Source organism: Puniceicoccus vermicola (assembly GCF_014230055.1).
Lineage (GTDB): Bacteria > Verrucomicrobiota > Verrucomicrobiia > Opitutales > Puniceicoccaceae > Puniceicoccus > Puniceicoccus vermicola.
Genome location: NZ_JACHVA010000085.1, coordinates 1 through 16,339, shown reverse-complemented (window position 1 = coordinate 16,339; position 16,339 = coordinate 1). Strand labels below are relative to the sequence as shown.

15 protein-coding genes and 1 tRNA gene are annotated in these 16,339 nt (G+C 53.9%); 9 read left to right on the top strand and 7 right to left on the bottom strand.

Annotation, left to right across the window (positions count from 1 at the left end; translation table 11 throughout):
• The 5 genes from H5P30_RS11045 to H5P30_RS11025 all read left to right on the top strand — a co-directional run.
• On the top strand, nt 1–828 hold an 828-nt coding region (locus H5P30_RS11045; protein WP_185691362.1), incomplete at its 5' end, for an ISL3 family transposase.
• Between the two features lie 298 nt (nt 829–1,126).
• Complete coding sequence (locus H5P30_RS11040; protein WP_185693003.1) at nt 1,127–1,750, top strand: bifunctional 4-hydroxy-2-oxoglutarate aldolase/2-dehydro-3-deoxy-phosphogluconate aldolase; 624 nt, start codon at nt 1,127–1,129, stop codon at nt 1,748–1,750.
• Nucleotides 1,751–1,775: 25 nt separating this feature from the next.
• Nucleotides 1,776–3,398, top strand: coding sequence for a fucose isomerase (locus H5P30_RS11035; protein ID WP_185693002.1), 1,623 nt, complete (start codon nt 1,776–1,778; stop codon nt 3,396–3,398).
• A 273-nt stretch (nt 3,399–3,671) separates the two neighbouring features.
• Complete coding sequence (locus H5P30_RS11030; RefSeq protein ID WP_185693001.1) at nt 3,672–4,199, top strand: DNA-3-methyladenine glycosylase; 528 nt, start codon at nt 3,672–3,674, stop codon at nt 4,197–4,199.
• Nucleotides 4,196–6,196, top strand: a complete 2,001-nt coding sequence (locus H5P30_RS11025) for an aldo/keto reductase (RefSeq protein WP_185693000.1) — start codon at nt 4,196–4,198, stop codon at nt 6,194–6,196. The genes H5P30_RS11030 and H5P30_RS11025 overlap by 4 nt, the downstream gene beginning before the upstream one ends.
• Nucleotides 6,197–6,199: 3 nt before the next feature.
• Here H5P30_RS11025 and H5P30_RS11020 read toward each other — a convergent pair whose 3' ends face one another.
• Both H5P30_RS11020 and H5P30_RS11015 read right to left on the bottom strand, forming a co-directional pair.
• Entirely contained in the window at nt 6,200–7,294 is a 1,095-nt protein-coding gene (locus H5P30_RS11020; RefSeq protein ID WP_185692999.1) for a PAS domain-containing sensor histidine kinase, read from the bottom strand.
• 157 nt (nt 7,295–7,451) lie between these two features.
• Nucleotides 7,452–7,526 (bottom strand) — tRNA-Arg (locus H5P30_RS11015).
• Nucleotides 7,527–8,121: 595 nt separating this feature from the next.
• On the opposite strand from H5P30_RS11015, the gene H5P30_RS11010 reads away from it, so the two are divergent.
• The 3 genes from H5P30_RS11010 to H5P30_RS11000 all read left to right on the top strand — a co-directional run bounded on the left by H5P30_RS11010 (nt 8,122) and on the right by H5P30_RS11000 (nt 11,215).
• The gene (locus H5P30_RS11010; protein WP_185692998.1) at nt 8,122–8,898 is read left to right on the top strand and encodes a class I SAM-dependent methyltransferase; all 777 of its coding nucleotides are present in this window, start codon (nt 8,122–8,124) and stop codon (nt 8,896–8,898) included.
• A gap of 842 nt (nt 8,899–9,740) precedes the next feature.
• On the top strand, nt 9,741–10,394 hold the full coding sequence (locus H5P30_RS11005) for a helix-turn-helix transcriptional regulator (protein ID WP_185692997.1): 654 nt from the start codon (nt 9,741–9,743) through the stop codon (nt 10,392–10,394).
• A 47-nt stretch (nt 10,395–10,441) separates the two neighbouring features.
• Nucleotides 10,442–11,215: a class I SAM-dependent methyltransferase gene (locus H5P30_RS11000; RefSeq protein WP_185692996.1), complete on the top strand. Its 774-nt coding sequence runs from the start codon at nt 10,442–10,444 to the stop codon at nt 11,213–11,215.
• A gap of 491 nt (nt 11,216–11,706) precedes the next feature.
• Here the strand turns inward: H5P30_RS11000 and H5P30_RS10995 are convergent, their stop codons facing one another.
• The 5 genes from H5P30_RS10995 to H5P30_RS10975 form a co-directional block, all read right to left on the bottom strand.
• The gene (locus tag H5P30_RS10995) at nt 11,707–12,363 is read right to left on the bottom strand and encodes an HAD family hydrolase (RefSeq protein ID WP_185692995.1); all 657 of its coding nucleotides are present in this window, start codon (nt 12,361–12,363) and stop codon (nt 11,707–11,709) included.
• A 4-nt stretch (nt 12,364–12,367) separates the two neighbouring features.
• A complete protein-coding gene (locus H5P30_RS10990; RefSeq protein WP_185692994.1) occupies nt 12,368–12,982 on the bottom strand; it encodes a LysE family translocator in 615 nt (204 codons plus the stop codon).
• Nucleotides 12,979–14,433, bottom strand: a complete 1,455-nt coding sequence (locus H5P30_RS10985) for an aminotransferase-like domain-containing protein (protein WP_185692993.1) — start codon at nt 14,431–14,433, stop codon at nt 12,979–12,981. Before H5P30_RS10985 ends, H5P30_RS10990 begins: the two co-directional genes overlap by 4 nt.
• A 424-nt stretch (nt 14,434–14,857) precedes the next feature.
• Complete coding sequence (locus H5P30_RS10980; RefSeq protein ID WP_185692992.1) at nt 14,858–15,286, bottom strand: hypothetical protein; 429 nt, start codon at nt 15,284–15,286, stop codon at nt 14,858–14,860.
• A gap of 82 nt (nt 15,287–15,368) precedes the next feature.
• A complete protein-coding gene (locus H5P30_RS10975) occupies nt 15,369–15,749 on the bottom strand; it encodes a hypothetical protein (RefSeq protein ID WP_185692991.1) in 381 nt (126 codons plus the stop codon).
• A 98-nt stretch (nt 15,750–15,847) separates the two neighbouring features.
• Here H5P30_RS10975 and H5P30_RS10970 point away from each other — a divergent pair.
• Nucleotides 15,848–16,339: winged helix-turn-helix domain-containing protein (locus tag H5P30_RS10970; RefSeq protein WP_185691585.1), on the top strand; the 492-nt coding region annotated here is incomplete at its 3' end.

The following is a 16,339-nucleotide window of genomic DNA, read 5'->3' as shown; positions in this document are numbered from 1 at the left end:
TTGCCTTGGCACACCGTCAAACGCATTGACAAAGCTAGGTTGGTTCGGGAGTTGCCTGAAGTCGATTACGGTTCGCTCAGAACTCTGGTCATGGATGAGTTCGCATTGCACAAGGGGCACCGCTACGCCTCCGTCGTAGCCGATGCGGACACTCGGCAAGTGCTTTGGATCGGTGAAGGGCGCAGTCGCGAATCCATACGCCCCTTCTTTGAATCACTGGGCGAACACTGCGATCAAATCGAAGCGGTCGCGATGGATCAGAACAGCGCCTTTGACCTGGAGGTGAAGATGCACTGCCCGAATGCGGAAGTCGTCTACGACCTTTTTCATGTCGTTGCCAAATACGGCCGTGAAGTCATCGACCGAGTCCGCGTGGATCAGGCCAATGAACTAAGGCAGAACAAGTCGGCTCGCAGAGCGGTCAAACGTAGCCGATGGTTACTTCTAAAGAACAAGGACAACCTCAATGAAGAAGAACTTGTCAGGCTCGAAGAGCTGATGAATGCCAACCAATCCTTGGCTCAAGTCTACGTCCTGAAAGAACAGCTCAAAGAACTATGGCGAAGCTCAAGCATCTGGGGCGCCTTCAAACGCTGGCGCACATGGTGGAGGATGTGCCGTGAGTCCAAAATCAAACCCCTGCTCGCCTTCGCTGATAAACTCAGACCCTACCTCCGTGGAATCATAGCCTCAGCCAAATACCCACTCAACACCAGCGTGCTCGAGGGCATGAACAACAAGATCAAGGTCATCAAAAGAACCGCTTATGGCTTCAGGGATACGGAATACTTCTTCCTCAAGATTAAGCATGCTTTCCCCGGGAAATGACGATGAACCTTTTTTTTGGGAAAACTCCCACGAACAAGCCCCTCTTCGGAAAGCAATTTTCGCTCGCTTCGGGCTGAGCAGTATGGATGGAACTCCCTCTGCTTCCGATGGAAGCATCCAGACTTCGAGAAAGGCTTCGGCGGACGATCTCTCCCACGCTTTTCGACAGGCTCAAGGTTCTAGCGAATAAGGGAGGAGTCTGAAATGAAACTGATGAGATCCATCTCGAGCCCCCGCATTACATTCCCTAAACTCCAGACTTTTCAGCAACGACCAAATCTAATACAACCATCTCGACATGCTCGACCTTGAAGCAAACCCAATCATCCCCGTCATCGTCCTCGACGATGCTAACGACGCCGAACCACTGGCCGAAGCTCTCTTGGAGGGTGGCCTAAAGATCATTGAGATCACTTTCCGGACCGCAGCCGCTGCGGAATCCATCTCGCGGATCGTCCAACGGTTTCCAGAGATGGTCGTCGGAGCCGGAACTGTAGTCACAGAGAAACAGGCGAAAGAAGCCATCGACGCCGGTAGCCAATTCGGACTCGCCCCGGGAACGGATCCCAAGACTCTCGAAATTTTCCGCGGAGCGGGTATCCCCTTTATTCCGGGAATCGCAACTCCCTCTGACATTCAGGCAGCTTACCGCGAAGGATGTCAGTATATGAAATTTTTCCCAGCGGGCCCGATGGGCGGCGTGAAAATGTTGAAAGCCCTCTCGGCTCCCTACGGCAACCTCGGAATCCGCTTCTGTCCCACCGGAGGCGTCAGTCTCGACAACATGGAAGAGTACCTCTCCCTCCCCTCCGTTTTCGCCGTAGGAGGCAGCTGGATTGCGACAAAACAAGATATCTCCGAAAAAAACTGGAAAATTATTACAGAAAACGCTACACAAGCCCTTTCGAAAATATCCAAATAAAACCACAAAAACCCAAATAAAACCAATGCCCCAGACAGAAATCCTCCTTGTCGCCAACGGTGACCTTCGCCTTTCCGCAAACCAGAATTGCTGGGCCGAGCAGGAAAAGATGGAGAAAGAGCTCTCCGATGTCATCACCTCTCTCGGTGGAAAAATCAAACGAGCGCACCCCTACAAAAAGGAAGAGGGGCATGGATTTATCTCTTCACAGCGGGAGGGGATGGACATCTTCGCCAAGATCGACCGCAAGGCCCCGCTCATCGTGGCCGAAGCCGTCTGGCAGTATTCCCATCACCTCCTTCATGGCCTGATTTCTCATGAAGGGCCAATCCTCACGGTCGCCAACTGGAGCGGTACTTGGCCTGGTCTCGTCGGCATGCTGAATCTGAACGGTTCGATGACCAAGGCAGGCGTTCAATACTCCACGCTCTGGAGCGAAGACTTCGCCACCGACAAGGCTTTCCAAAAGAAACTTGCCCAATGGATTGAGACAGGCGAATGCAAGCATCCAACCGCTCACGTTAAAAAGTATACGGGTCGTGGAGTCGCTTCCGGAGTCAAGAAAACCGCCGAGCGTATTGCCCAAGACCTCGACCAGAACAAGAGCATCATGGGGGTCTTCGACGAGTTCTGCATGGGAATGTATAATGCCACCATCCCGGATGAGCTCCTTTTCCCCTTGGGAGTTTACAAAGAACGTCTCAGCCAGAGCGCTCTCCTCGCAGAAATGAAGCGAGTCACCAATAAGGAAGCCGAAGAAGTATTCAACTTCATCGAAAAGAGAGGCTTCAACTTCCATTTCGGGAAAAGCCACAAGAAGGACCTGACCAAGAAACAGGTCCTCGAGCAGTGCAAAATGTACATCGCCGCCTGCCGGATCGGAGACGCTTTCGGCTGCGAGTCATTGGGCATCCAGTATCAACAGGGCCTCAAGGACCTTTGCCCGGCCTCCGACCTCGTCGAAGGCCTGCTCAACAGCTCCGACCGTCCTCCCGTCACGAATGACGAAGGCGAAATCATTCGCGAAGGCGAGCCGATCCCCCACTTCAACGAAGTTGACGAATGCTGCGGCCTCGACGCCGTGCTCACCAATCGCGTGCACAAAGCACTCCGCCAACCCGTGGAAACCACTCTCCACGACCTTCGCTGGGGCGACTGGGACCAGTCCGGCTCGACCGAAGAATATGTCTGGGTTTTCCTCATCAGTGGCTCGGCTCCGGTCGAACACCACATCGGAGGTTGGAAGGGCAGCCACGGTTATCGTCAGCCAGCCATGTACTTCCCCAACGGCGGAAGCACTCTGCAAGGGATCGCCAAACCCGGTGAACTCGTCTGGAGCCGCGTCTTCATGGAAGACAACAAGCTCAAGATGGACATCGGCCGCGGCGAAGCGATCAGTCTCCCAAAGAAGGAAACCGAACGCCGCCTAAACTTAACCACCCCCGAATGGCCGATCATGCACGCCGTCACCTATGGGGTCTCCCGCGATCAGATGATGGCCCGCCACAAGGCCAACCACATCAACGTCGCCTACGCCAATAATCCTGCCCAAGCCGACAAGTGCCTATACGCCAAAGCCGAACTCGCGCGTCAGCTCGGGATCGAAGTCGCCATCTGCGGCACGGATAAAAAAGGCAAAAAGCTTTAAAGCGGATGCTACGTGGCTCGACGCCCCATGGCGTCGAGCCATCCTCACCTGACATCCGGAAGGGTCCGGGATAAAATCCCCCGCTCCCCTTCGCCCCCATCGCAAGGAGCGATCAGGCCTCTCCCTTTTCACTGAAGAGGAATCCACTCCTGCTTTCCATTCAAGCATGGCTTTTCTGGCGTAAGATCGTCGAATGCAGTCGTGCGATTCTCCGGTGAGAGTCCACTCCAGGCTAGACCTCCCTTCCATTCTTATGGAACATTGTCAGTGTCTATGACCGATATTCCGGCCCCGCCCCTCCCCGTTTCCTTCTACGACCGTCCGACTCTGACAGTAGCCCGGGAACTCCTGGGCAAGCGGCTGATCTATCTCCAAGACGGTCAGTGGCAGGAATTGGAAATCAATGAGACCGAGGCCTATGACGGACCGGAAGACAAAGCCTGCCATGCCCACAAAGGGCGCACGAAACGCACCGAAGTCCTCTTTGGGCCACCGGGAAATTGGTACGTCTACCTTTGCTACGGAATCCACTGGTTGACGAATATCGTTACAGGCCCTGTCGACTACCCCGCAGCAGTTCTCCTTCGCGGAGCTGGCACCTATGACGGACCGGGTAAATTGACCAAAGCGATTGGAATGAGCGGAACCACTCATCGGCAGCCGTCTACCCCTTCCTGCGGTTTCTACGTTGCTGACGCTCCTCCAATCAGTAATGATCGGATTCGCCGAACCGCTAGAATCGGGGTCGACTACGCAGGGCCAGTCTGGTCCAACAAGCCTTTTCGCTTTCTACTAACATGAAATCCGAACCTATCCGCTGGGGTATCATTGGCCCCGGAAACATCTCCCGCAAATTTGCCCTCGGCGTCGAAGGTACCCCGACTGGTCAGATCGTCGCCGCCGGCAGCCGCGAGAAAGAACGCGCCCAGTCCTTCCTCAATGAAATCGGCGCGCCCGAAGCTAGAGCCTATGGGGATTATCGCGAATTGCTGGAAGATCCCGCCGTGGACGCTGTCTACATCGCCACACCCCACCCCATGCACGCTCGGTGGTGCATCGCAGCAGCTCGCGCGGCAAAACATATCCTCTGCGAAAAGCCGATAACTCTGAACCTCGGGGAGGCCTTGGCGGTGGTCAATGCAGCCGAAGAAGCCAACATATTTTTGATGGAAGCCTTCATGTATCGCTGCCATCCCCAAACACGCCGGGTCTACGACCTGGTCAAAGAGGGAACCATCGGAAAAATCCGCCGGATTCAAGCCGAGTTTTCTTTTGCCGGAAACCACTCCCCGGAAAGCCGACTCATGAACCCACATCTCGGAGGTGGAAGCATTCTCGATGTTGGCTGCTATCCGATCTCGTTCGCTCGAATGATCGCAGGAGCGGCCCACGGAGAACCCTTTCTAAATCCCAAAGAGATCCAAGGCGTCGGGCACCTCGATGGAGAAACCGGTGTCGACACCTGGGCCTCCGCCCTCTTGCAATTCCCCGACGACTTGGTTGCTGAAATTTTCACGGGCGTCCGCGTTCAGGGCAAGAACGAGTGCGTGATCACCGGCACCGAGGGACGGATCACCGTCAAGAGCCCCTGGTTCTGCAACGGTGAAACCCAGATCGAGAAATTCTCTGGAGAGCCCGAAACCCTCGCGGCGATCACCGATCGTCACCTATACGCCTACGAGGCGGAGCTCTTCGCCCAGCACATCGGAGATCGGTCTCTGCCTGCACCCGCGATGACCATCGCGGACACTCTCGGCAACTTGGAGACACTGGATCGCTGGAGAAGTGCTATCGGGATGACCTACCCGATGGAAGAGGCCGGACCTGACTTCCCTTACATTCTCGGCCACGCCTTGCCCGACCGAGGATCCGAAATCCCGACTGGATCGATCCCGTTCCTCGACAAGCCTGTCGCCCGACTCGTCATGGGCACCTCCGGCAAGTCCTCCTTCCCTCGATTCGCCCATCTCTACGATGACTACTTTGAACGAGGGGGGAACGCTTTTGACGATGGATCCATCTACCGCCGTTGGAACCAACGCCTCGGAACGCCGGGACAATGGATGAAGACACGCGGAGTGCGGGAGCAATGCGTCCTTCTCGACAAAGGCGCTCACCATCCCAAAACCCGCCCGGAGTTAATGATGGAGGAGCTCGAACAAAGCCTGGAATCCCAGCAAACCGACTACCTCGACGGCTACGTCATGCATCGTGACAACCCTGCCATCCCCGCTGGTGAATTTGTGACCATCATTAACGAAATGGTCACGAAAGGTTTGGTCCGCACCTATGGCTTTTCGAACTGGACCGTCGACCGTCTCGAAGAGGCCATTCAATACGCCGAACAAAACGGATTGCAACCTCCTGCACTTCTGTCCAACCACCTCAGCCTCGCCCGTCTCGTCAACCCAATCTGGGAGGGATGCCTCGCCGCATCGGACCGAAGAACCAAAGAATGGCTCGCAGAGAAGAACTTTACCCTTCTGCCTTGGGCCAGTCAGGCCAATGGATTCTTCACCGAGAGATCGGACGTCCCCGCATCCGAGGCCCCCAAGAATCTAGTCGCCGGCTACTACTCGGAGGACAACTTCGAGCGCAAGCGCCGTTGCTACGAACTGGCAGGACAACGAAATGTGCATCCCATCAACGTCTCACTGGCCTGGGTCCTCTCCCAGCCCTTCCCCACTTTCCCGGCCATCGGCCCCATGACCCCATCGGAGACCCGCACAACCCTACCCGCTCTCAGTTTGAACCTTACCCCCGAAGAGGTCGCATGGCTCAACTTGGAAAGCGAATAGGCCTCAAAGATCCGGAAACTCCAGGGTGAAACGAGTTCCCACGTCAACCTCGCTATCGACGGAAACAAAACCACCAAGGGTGGTCATGTGATGATAGACCAGATACAAACCGACACCCTTACTATCGCTGTGCTCGTGGTGCCTCTTATTCAGACCAAATAGATGCTCCCCCACCTTCGCGGAATCGAAACCGATACCGTTGTCCGAGAAATCGATAAACTTCCGCCCCTCCTGAATACGGGATCGAATCGAGATGCGGCACCGCCGCTCCGGGTGGGCATACTTAATCGAGTTCGAGAGAAGGTTCTGAAAGATACTCTCCAAATAGGTGCGATTAAAGACGACTTGATCATATGCAGAGAAGTCCAACTCCAACCGAACATCTGAGTCCCGGAGCAAAAAATCAATCGGCTGAGTCGCCGACTGAGTCAGCTCAGCAAGATCGATCAACTCGACGCCAATCTCCGCATTCTGTCCCTTTTGCAAATCCTCCACGTAGCGGTCGAGCATTCGCTTAAGATCTTCCGCTGATCGCTCGACCATCCTGAAAATTTCCAGCGTTTCAGGATCACTGATCGTGGAAGTATTGATGAGGCTGAGCGCCGAAAGAACTCCGGCAACTGGAGAACGAATATCGTGCGCAGTCCGGTAGTTCATCAACTTCGACTTTTCATTCGCTTCGGTCAACTCGCTCAACAACCGATTTCGATCTTCTTCACGCGCCTTGATGTGAGAAATATTCTTGGCAACGGCATAGATGAGTTCTGATTCCGGAACCGGAATCGAATTCCACGAAAGCCAAATCACCTCGCCCCCTGAACTGACATACCGATTCTCGAAATTCAGCAAGGGTCGACCCTGCAAAAGTCCGTCACGATGCCTCGCCGTCAACTCACGATCCTCCGGATGAACAAGCTCCCGAATCGGACGCTTCATCAACTCCTCCTCCGAGTAGCCCAGAACCCGGCAAACCGCACGATTCACCCGTTTAAAAAATCCATCGAAGCCCGCAATGCAGAGCAAATCCGGTGAGAATTCGAAGAAAGGAAAAAGTGAATGTTCCCCTTCCGATTGATTCGATGAATGCGAACTGCTCATGCAAAGGAAACAAGGTGGGTAAACCCTCCCAAATCTCAAGTTTCATCTGAACTCTTCGCTCAGCCACTCTCAGAACCGAGCAAAATACCACTCATTGATTCAAATCTCTACCCGCACCCCTTCTGAGACCTCCGTGATTTCCCCCGGTCACGAGAAATGGTGCCCCCACCGGGACTCGAACCCGGATTGGCGGTTTAGGAAACCGCAGTTCTATCCATTGAACTATAGGGACAAATATTTGGCTATAAACTACTTATGCCAGGGCAAAAGATATTTCAAGCATCCAACTTTAACGCCACAAACATATCTCATCTTCCCGCAAGAAAATCGACTCCGAAAAAGCAGATCGGATTTTCGAAAGCCGCAAAGACCCTGAGGCATCATAGTCCATAGAGTCCCACTATGCGTTCGTGAAAAAGTCGAGCAAGCAAATCCGTCGCTTCCAGAATGCTCCAAAGAGGGAACTGCAAGGATCCCGGGCACTAAAAAGAAATCACAGCCAGAAGATGAGACATCCAAATCCCCCCCAACCCGACTCACTCTCTGCGAGGATTAGGGAACCAAGGAGTTCGTATTCTTGATCAAAACCCATTGGCCACTCTGGCCTCCTGGCAATATCTTAGAAACATCGCAGATCCAAAATACATGGAGACCGGACATCTTGAGCTAACCTCAAGTTGTCCGGCATTTTGCTTCGAAGACTTCAGAGGGCCTACAAACGATGATATTGACCATTGGTCCTGTAACGAAGGAGGCATTTGGAGATTTGCGGCATTCGCCCATCGATCACGTTGCGCGTTAGCTGATAATATGGACAAGGACAAAATATGGATCATTTGAAAATCAACAAAGAAACGTGGGACAGGAGAACGAAAGTGCACGTCGAATCAGAGTTCTACGATGTTGCTTCATTCAAAGAGGGAAGATGCTCACTGAACCCAGTGGAGGTGAAACAGGTGGGAAATGTAGAAGGGAAATCACTACTCCATCTCCAATGTCATTTTGGCCAAGACACCTTGTCTTGGGCTCGGCTGGGTGCGGACGTTACGGGAGTGGATTTGTCTGTCGAATCAATTGAGCAAGCCAACTCGTTGAAGCATTCCTTGGGTTTAAAGGCCAATTTCATCGAAAGTGATGTGGTTGAATTTGGCCGTAAAAATACGACCCAATTCGATATCGTCTTCACTTCCTACGGAGTCTTGTGCTGGTTGCCCAATTTAGGGGATTGGGCACTAACCATCTCGAGGTCATTGAGACCGGGTGGCCAATTCCATCTTGTTGAGTTTCACCCCTTCACCGAGTTGCTCTCAGGCTACTCGTATTTCCCAAGAAGTGAGCCGGACATCGAAGAGGAAGGCACCTATACCGAAAACTGCGATGGGACTCGATCCACGACGGTCATCTGGTCACATTCAATCAGTGAAGTTGTCAGCGCTTTAGTGGAGGCAGGATTGACTCTCGAATCATTCTCCGAGCACCCCTACAGCCCTTACGATTGCTTCGATGGCTTAGAGTACGTACCGGACTTGGGGTATCAAATGCTCCACAAAGGTCAGCAGGTTCCCCTGTTGTATTCGATTCAGGCGCGAAAAGAAATTCCCTGATCTCCGGCGACTCGATTGAATCCTTGTGAACTTCTTTAGGAATGGCCCAAGGACATCAGTAACACTCTGCCATGGCGATTATCCCATGAAAATCGACAACAACCTCGTGGAGAACGCCGTGCGCCCCTTTCTTGCCGTCCCCAAAGATTGGCCGATCGATCTGCACCCGAATATACGCGTGCCTTCGGCAAACCCCTCCACCACCTGGCGGCGGTTCCCCTCCCCTGCACGCAGGGGAGGAATTGGAGTAACGCTGATTCTGGAGTATCCAACTCCCCTCCTACTAGTAGGGGGGGACCCGCTTCAGCGGGTGGGGAGGTCTCCCCGTTTCTAAAAGATTGGCCGATCGATCCACACCTGAAAATACGCGTGCCTTCGGCACACCCCTCCACCGCCTGGCGGCGGTCCCCCTCCCCTGCAAGCAGGGGAGGAGTTTTGCTGGAGGAAAATTTGGGCTATTCAACTCCCCTCCTACTCGTAGGAGGGGGGGACCCGCTTCAGCGGGTGGGGAGGTCTCCCCCGTCTCTAAAAGACTGGCCGATCGATCTCCACCCGAAAATTCGCGTGCCTGCGGCACACCCCTCCACCGCCTAGCGGCGGTTCCCCTCCCCTGCACGCAGGGGAGGAGTCTTGCTAGAGGAAAATCTGGGCTATTCGACTTCCCTCCTGCCTACCAGACTCCAGCGCTCCGCGCTTGACCTACCCGGATGCGCCCCCACGATTTTAGTAGGGATGTATCCATGATTTTAGATGCACGATTTAGCGCTGAGAGACTTGGCTGCGAGAGGGTTCACAGCCATAACTACTCAGTGGTCGCTGCCGTTGAGAGTGGCACGATAAATATGAGTATTGCCGGCCAGACTATGGAATGGGCGAAGGGTGCGATCTATTTCATACCCGCCGGACTGGCCCACCGGATTCTTTCGGTCTCTCAGGACTTTTCCGGCGTGCATGTCCTCTCGTTATCCTGCTCGATTTCAGCTCCTCTCCGTGGCGAGGACGCTGGAGGGATTTTGGTCAGGGACCCCAAGCGGTATCTTGAATTTCTCGAATTAATGCGGCGTTACTACAAAGCTGACGGAGGCGAAAGACAGACAATCGCTCGTTCGATTCTTCTCTTTTTTGAGGAATGTGATGTCCACCTGAGCAGCACCGGAGAGGGGAAACCTCTGAGCCCTACGCACTGGGTTCCTTCCAGAATTAAAGATCTGATTGATAACGGCGCTGATAAAGAGGGCTGCTTTCAATTCATCGAAGAACATATGCCCTTCTCCAAGGAACATTGTAATCGATTGTTCAAGAAGTGTTACGGCACCACGATTCAAGCCTACGCTCTCAACACCCGCGCCGAGAGGGCTCGGCTCCTTCTCAAGAGTGGACGCCCCCTTTCGGAGTCGGCGGCTGAAGCGGGTTTTTACGACCAGAGCCAGCTCACAAAAACATTCAGAAGTATTTTCCAGATGACCCCCGCGAAATACCGCAAGCAGAACTTCTGATCAGTCTGATACAAGAAGTATCCGGAAGGATGAATTATAGTCATCCCATGAATACTACAGAAGCCGAACACAATCAACGCATTCAAGAGCAGTTCACCAAGCAGGCGATCCCTTTCACCCAATTGAAAGGTCATCTCAACTCGGTCGATCTCCTCATCGAGCTTTCGAGAACGGGGACAGATGACACGGTTCTCGATGTGGCCTGTGGGCCCGGAATGGTGGCTTGTGAATTTGCTCGGATCGCAAGGCATGTCACCGGAATCGACCTCACCGAAAAGATGATTGAGGAGGCGAAAACTCGCCAAGCCTCGGAATCATTATCGAATCTGGACTGGCAGGTTGGCTCAGCTACTGAACTCCCTTTCGAGGACGGGACCTTTTCCGTAGTGATTTCCCGATATACGTTTCATCACTTCACAAACCCGGGCCGGGTTTTGTCGGAGATGATTCGTGTTTGTAAGCCCCATGGGCGGGTATTGGTCGCCGACCCCGTCCTTCCGGCTCAGTTTGTCGAGGCATTCAACGAAATGGAACGATTGAGAGATCCTTCTCACACAAAGGCTCTTTCGATTGAGGAATTTGATTTTATGGTAGCGGACTCCGGCCTTGTTGATATCCAGAGGGCGGGATACGAGGTCGAGATGGAACTCGAGCAACAGTTGGCTGCTTCGTTTCCGAATCCTGGAGATGACGATAAGTTGAGGCACATCTTCCGCGAAGACTTAACCGCGAATCGCCTCGGAACCCAAACCCGATCGATCGAGGGTCAAATCCACTATACCTACCCGATCTCCATTTACGTCGGAACCAAAACCGCATAACTCGACAAAGGAGACCGCGACCAGCGCGATTGCCGATCCTCTCGGTTCTGAAATCTGGCGGAGCCCGAGGAACTAGCCCCTCCTGCTAGCGCGGTTTACCCCTCTCCTACTCGGGGAATATCCTGATCCCCATTTTCTCAGGGAATCGCTCTTTGCGGCTCTAGTTGAAAGAAAAGGGTCAAACGCAGTTCACAACGATTAGGGGTTGTCGCCATTCAGCGTCCATTGGCGAAAATTAGCGGTTTCCGGCTCTGCGACTCGACTGAGCTCGCCGAAGTCCGGATTGCGTAGAACTGGAGAGCCAGCGGAGCTGGCGACCGCTTATCGACGCTCATTATCGCTTATGAGGAGAAACTGTTATTCTAGACTTTCCGAGCAGAAGGAGGGCCCTAAAAGGAACCCTCTCCCGGTGAGGAGGCCTTGGTTTTGAATCGATTTCGGACACTGAAAGAATTCTAAACCGAATAGAGCCAAGCTCCCGGGCTGTCCTCTTATTTCCGCAACTGAACTTGGGCGGCGAGGCTTTCAAAGTCGGATATTGGGAAAAAATCAGTCTTCTCGTCCCCGATGGGCGGCTCGTCCGTCCCCAAGAGAAAAGTCTGACAACCGGCCGCCACACCCGCTGCCGCTCCTGTCAATGAGTCCTCGACGACGACTGCCTCCTCGGCCCCCAGCCCCAACTTCTCAAGTGCCCGTCGGTAGATCGCCGGATCCGGTTTGCCCGACTCAACTTCCTCGGCGGAAATCACCGCATCAAATTTGTCTTCCAAATTCAGCCTTCGCAGCACCTCTGGAATCAGGCAACGAGGCGAATTCGTCGCCAGACCCACTTTCCAGCCCCGCTCGCCGCAGGCACGAACCCATTCACAGGCCCCCGGAATTGCCCGCCCCTCCTCACGGATTCGACGGGCAACGGCTGAGATCACCTTTTCTTCAACCGCTGGCTTCGATGGAGAATCCCAAGGGAATCGCTCGAACCAAAAATCTGTCACCTCGGCCGTCGTCATTCCGGACGTAATCGCAGCAAGATCCGTCGTGACTCGAACCCCGAGCGCTGAAAACACCTCCCGCTCCGCATCGGCCCAGAATCCCACCGTGTCGATAAGGACTCCGTCCATGTCGAAAATGATTCCGCGGATCGGCTTCATGACGTCATCGTAAAATGATCCATCCTGCCATAGCGAGCATCACCAAGGCGACACCGCGGAGGACGGTTTTCTGGGTTCGGGGAGCCATTTTGGAGCGAATGCCATGAACCGCTAGCCAAGCATAGGTCCCCTTCACTCCGCAAATCAGAACCGACACGACCCCTCCCAAGAAAACCGTCTCCCCGAGCCCCACCTCTCCCGGGGAAACAAAAGTCGGCAGCACTCCGCAGTAAAAGGCGAGCGCCTCCGGATCGACAAAGGTTACGAGAAACCCACCAGCCAGCCCGCTTCGAACGCCTCCGTTGCCCGCCGGTTCAGCTTCCGTTTCAGTCCGACCCGCCGAGCGGAAGATCGAGATCGCCAATCCGGTCAGGAGAAGAGCCGAAATCCAAACGAGGAACCGCTGGTGAAGCTCAAAAAAATCGACCCAGACTTCGAATCCCACAAGAACGAGCGCGATCATCAGCCAATCGGCCAGAACTACACCGACGATGACTCCCCACGCGGCTCCATAACCCCGCCGAACCGCCTGGGCCACGACCATGGCATCAGTCGGCCCGGGAACGATTGCCAGCAGAAGAAGCAGTCCGAAAAAAGCAATTGCCCCTTCCCAGATCATCCCCGTTTCAAACGTTCCTTCTGCAATTGGCGCACGATCCCGCCGAGCCTCTCGATTCCTCCACGGATCCGATTGTCGACCGGATGCCCACAGCTCAAGCGGATCCGGTTTCGAATCGAAGCATGCGGACAAAAGATTTGACCCGGGGCGATGTGGATACCTTCGGCGTCCGCAAGCCGGTAAAGCTCCATGGCATCAATCCCATCCGGGAGCTGAACCCAGAGGAAGTATCCTCCGCGAGGGCGACTGATCGCGGTTCCCGCCGGAAAGGATTCGAGGACTGCTTCCGAGACCTGGGCCACCTGCGTTTTCAATGCTGAGCGCAGCCCCCGCAGATGTCGATCCATGGCGCCGGCCTCAAGAAACCGGCTGATCGCGATCTGATTAATGACTGGAGTTGTCACCGTCGAGATGAATCGCAATCGCTTCACCCTCTCCGCATAACGTCCGCCGGCAATCCAGCCCACCCGTAGCCCCGGAGTGAGACACTTTGAGAAAGAACCGCAGTAGAGAACCCGTCCCTCCCGATCAAAAGCCTTCACCGGACGTACCCGTTCCCCCTCGAAGGGAAGATCCCCATAAAGATCGTCCTCCACCAAAGGCAGGTCGTGGTCTGCAAGTATTTCGAGCAATCGGATACGCTTGGCATCGCTCAGACAACTTCCATTCGGGTTGCTGAAAGTCGGTGCCATCGCCACCGCTTTGACCGCATGCCGCTCAGTTGCCTCGGCGAGCAAGTCGAGGTCGATCCCCTCCTCGCCAGTGCTCGGGATGGGAAGAGCCCGGAGTCCCAGACTCTCAAGAATCTCCAAAATCCCAAAGTAACATGGAGTTTCCACCGCAACGATATCGCCCGGCTTAGTCACCGCCCGGATCCCCAGATTCAGCGAATCCATCGCCCCACCAGTGGCAACAATTTCTCCCGGAGCCAGCTCACAACCGATCAACGAGAAGCGCCGCGCCAGTTGCTTCCGAAACTCAGGATGACCGCCCGCTTCTCCATAGACCCCGAGGTGCCGGGGTTCATCCCGAACCGCTGCCGCCAGAAATTTGGAAAGGCGCTCAATCGGTAAAAGTTCCGGAGACGGAATTCCCGCCCCAAGCGGAACCTGGCCCGCCCCCGAAGTCTGCCGAAACACATCAGCGACGATATCCGAGACCCCCACCACCTGCGGTTGGAGATCAGAGACCACCGGCCGCGGCTCAACCGCCCGATCCAAACGGCGGCGACGCACGAAATACCCGGACTTCGGCCGAGCCTCGACCATCCCCCGCGCTTCCAGAATCGAGAGCGACTGCATTGCCGTAGCCACACTGACTCGCTTCCGCGCACAGAGCATCCGAATCGAAGGCAATCGGTCACCGATTTCATAGACGCCCTCGGAAATCTGGGTCTCCAATTCCCGCGCCAATCGCTCGTAGAGGAAATCGCCCTGCTCGATCGCTTTCATTTCCCAGAACCTAGCAGAAAAGCGACAACCGAAACAGAATCAGATTCTACAATTTTCGACCCGAACAGATTTCCCCAACTCAACTGTTCGCCTCCACTTCCCATAGCACTGCCACTGTTAGGATTCGGCCGAAAATGAGATCCTATCCGGCATGAAAAGGAAGACCGAGCCTCCCCCGAAGACACGAACTGAGCCACGCAGGATTCTTCGTTTCCTCGTCGATCCCAAAGAATTAGCATCAACCGAATTTTCCCCGAGAATCGTCCTCCTCGGAAACCGCTGCTTCGTCGTGGAGCGGCCTCACAAGAAGAAGTGAAGCCAAAGTATGCGCAAAATGCCTCCCTTGCTTGCAGCGGAGGGAGACCACACCAGCCGCGTAGGGGGGTTCCAGCCCAATAGGTGCAATCCACAAATCATCGCGATCTCAGTCACTCAGCACCTTGACTTCAGCTTTCTGAATCTCGTCCATTTTGATTTCTGGAACAACATGAGCATTCGAAATTCTCCGAGGATCTATTCCTTTGTCGATAATTTCCTCATCCCGCTCCATGCCACTTTTCATCTTTTCCAACCTCACCAAAAAATCGTGAGGAACAGTGATTGCCCAAAGCGAATCGAGGGGAAATTCCTTTCTTACTCGAGCTCGGTCTTCATTGTCACACCCGATCATGAACATTGAACCTCTTGCATCAATGGGCTCATGGACCTTAAAGAATAGATCCACCCGACCCTTAGGGGACAGTTCTGATGATTGGATCCGATCCACCGAAACAAGAACATCCTCGCTCTGCCCTTTCAATGGCACAGGAACTAAAAGCAATAAGCAGAGACTAAACCTTTTGAGGAAAATCATTTCACCTCCTAGCGATGGGGTCAGAGGACAACCCTGCCCAATGAAAAAGACCTATACGGATGGAAAGAAGAAATCTCACAATCTAAATTTCTTCAACAATCGTTGGAACATCCGACGATACAAAATGGAAGATATTGTCCGACAGCAAAACCGAGTAATGTTGAACATCCTCCCGCTTCACCTCTGTCGCAAAAATCGTCGTATAATCCTCGATCCAGTTCAGCAAATGAGAATCAGTATGGTGAAAAATGACATGTCCACCTGGATCGTCTTGATTCCTCGCGAACTCATTAAAGGCGGAAAAATAATGGCATCTTGACGAGGATATATGAACCCTTCGAAAATCCCCTGAACTCTTTTTTCCAGATACTGTTGAAAGAACAAAAGAATTAAAATCCAATGTCACCGAATCGGTGAACCATCGGCTGTAATCAACATGATCCAAGGGTGAGTTAAACTTCATTTTTTCTCAAGGAAGAGATAATCTTCAATGAAAAGACGACACAATTCGATGTTATTAACCCGCTTGACAAATAGATCATAATCGAGCGATCTTTACTGATGGAAAATCGAGATGCCCGCACGCTGAGTCAGGATGCCCAGCAAGAGATGCGCCGTCAGGCGATCCGTGCCTTGAAAAAGGGCCGAACACAAACACAGGTTGCCAAGGATTTTGGTGTGGCCCAGCCCACGGTGAATCGGTGGTGGAAACGCTTTGAGGTTGGGGGTTGGGCGGCTATCGGTAAGGGCAAGCGGGGTCGGCAAGATGGAAGTGGACGCAAGATGACTGCGGATCAAGAGAAAGAGATTCAAAAGCTTATCACCGACAAGACCCCGGATCAATTGAAGCTGCGTTTCGCTCTCTGGACGCGGGAAGCCGTGAGAGAGCTGATCAAAAACCGGTTTAAAATCGAGTATGGACTTCAATCGATGAGTGTAGTCTTGGCTCGCTGGGGTTTCACTCCCCAGCGACCACTGAAGAAGGCTTACGAGCAACGCCCGGCTGAGGTGAAGCAGTGGATGGGAGAGGTCTATCCGGAAGTGAAAAAAAAG

What these genes read in the sequence shown, in the direction of transcription:
- H5P30_RS11040 (WP_185693003.1), top strand. Translation starts at nt 1,127, where the DNA reads ATGCTCGACCTTGAAGCAAACCCAATCATCCCCGTCATCGTCCTCGAC.
- H5P30_RS11035 (WP_185693002.1), top strand. Translation starts at nt 1,776, where the DNA reads ATGCCCCAGACAGAAATCCTCCTTGTCGCCAACGGTGACCTTCGCCTT.
- H5P30_RS11030 (WP_185693001.1), top strand. Translation starts at nt 3,672, where the DNA reads ATGACCGATATTCCGGCCCCGCCCCTCCCCGTTTCCTTCTACGACCGT.
- H5P30_RS11025 (WP_185693000.1), top strand. Translation starts at nt 4,196, where the DNA reads ATGAAATCCGAACCTATCCGCTGGGGTATCATTGGCCCCGGAAACATC.
- H5P30_RS11020 (WP_185692999.1), bottom strand. Translation starts at nt 7,294, where the DNA reads ATGAGCAGTTCGCATTCATCGAATCAATCGGAAGGGGAACATTCACTT.
- H5P30_RS11010 (WP_185692998.1), top strand. Translation starts at nt 8,122, where the DNA reads ATGGATCATTTGAAAATCAACAAAGAAACGTGGGACAGGAGAACGAAA.
- H5P30_RS11005 (WP_185692997.1), top strand. Translation starts at nt 9,741, where the DNA reads ATGAGTATTGCCGGCCAGACTATGGAATGGGCGAAGGGTGCGATCTAT.
- H5P30_RS11000 (WP_185692996.1), top strand. Translation starts at nt 10,442, where the DNA reads ATGAATACTACAGAAGCCGAACACAATCAACGCATTCAAGAGCAGTTC.
- H5P30_RS10995 (WP_185692995.1), bottom strand. Translation starts at nt 12,363, where the DNA reads ATGAAGCCGATCCGCGGAATCATTTTCGACATGGACGGAGTCCTTATC.
- H5P30_RS10990 (WP_185692994.1), bottom strand. Translation starts at nt 12,982, where the DNA reads ATGATCTGGGAAGGGGCAATTGCTTTTTTCGGACTGCTTCTTCTGCTG.
- H5P30_RS10985 (WP_185692993.1), bottom strand. Translation starts at nt 14,433, where the DNA reads ATGAAAGCGATCGAGCAGGGCGATTTCCTCTACGAGCGATTGGCGCGG.
- H5P30_RS10980 (WP_185692992.1), bottom strand. Translation starts at nt 15,286, where the DNA reads ATGATTTTCCTCAAAAGGTTTAGTCTCTGCTTATTGCTTTTAGTTCCT.
- H5P30_RS10975 (WP_185692991.1), bottom strand. Translation starts at nt 15,749, where the DNA reads ATGAAGTTTAACTCACCCTTGGATCATGTTGATTACAGCCGATGGTTC.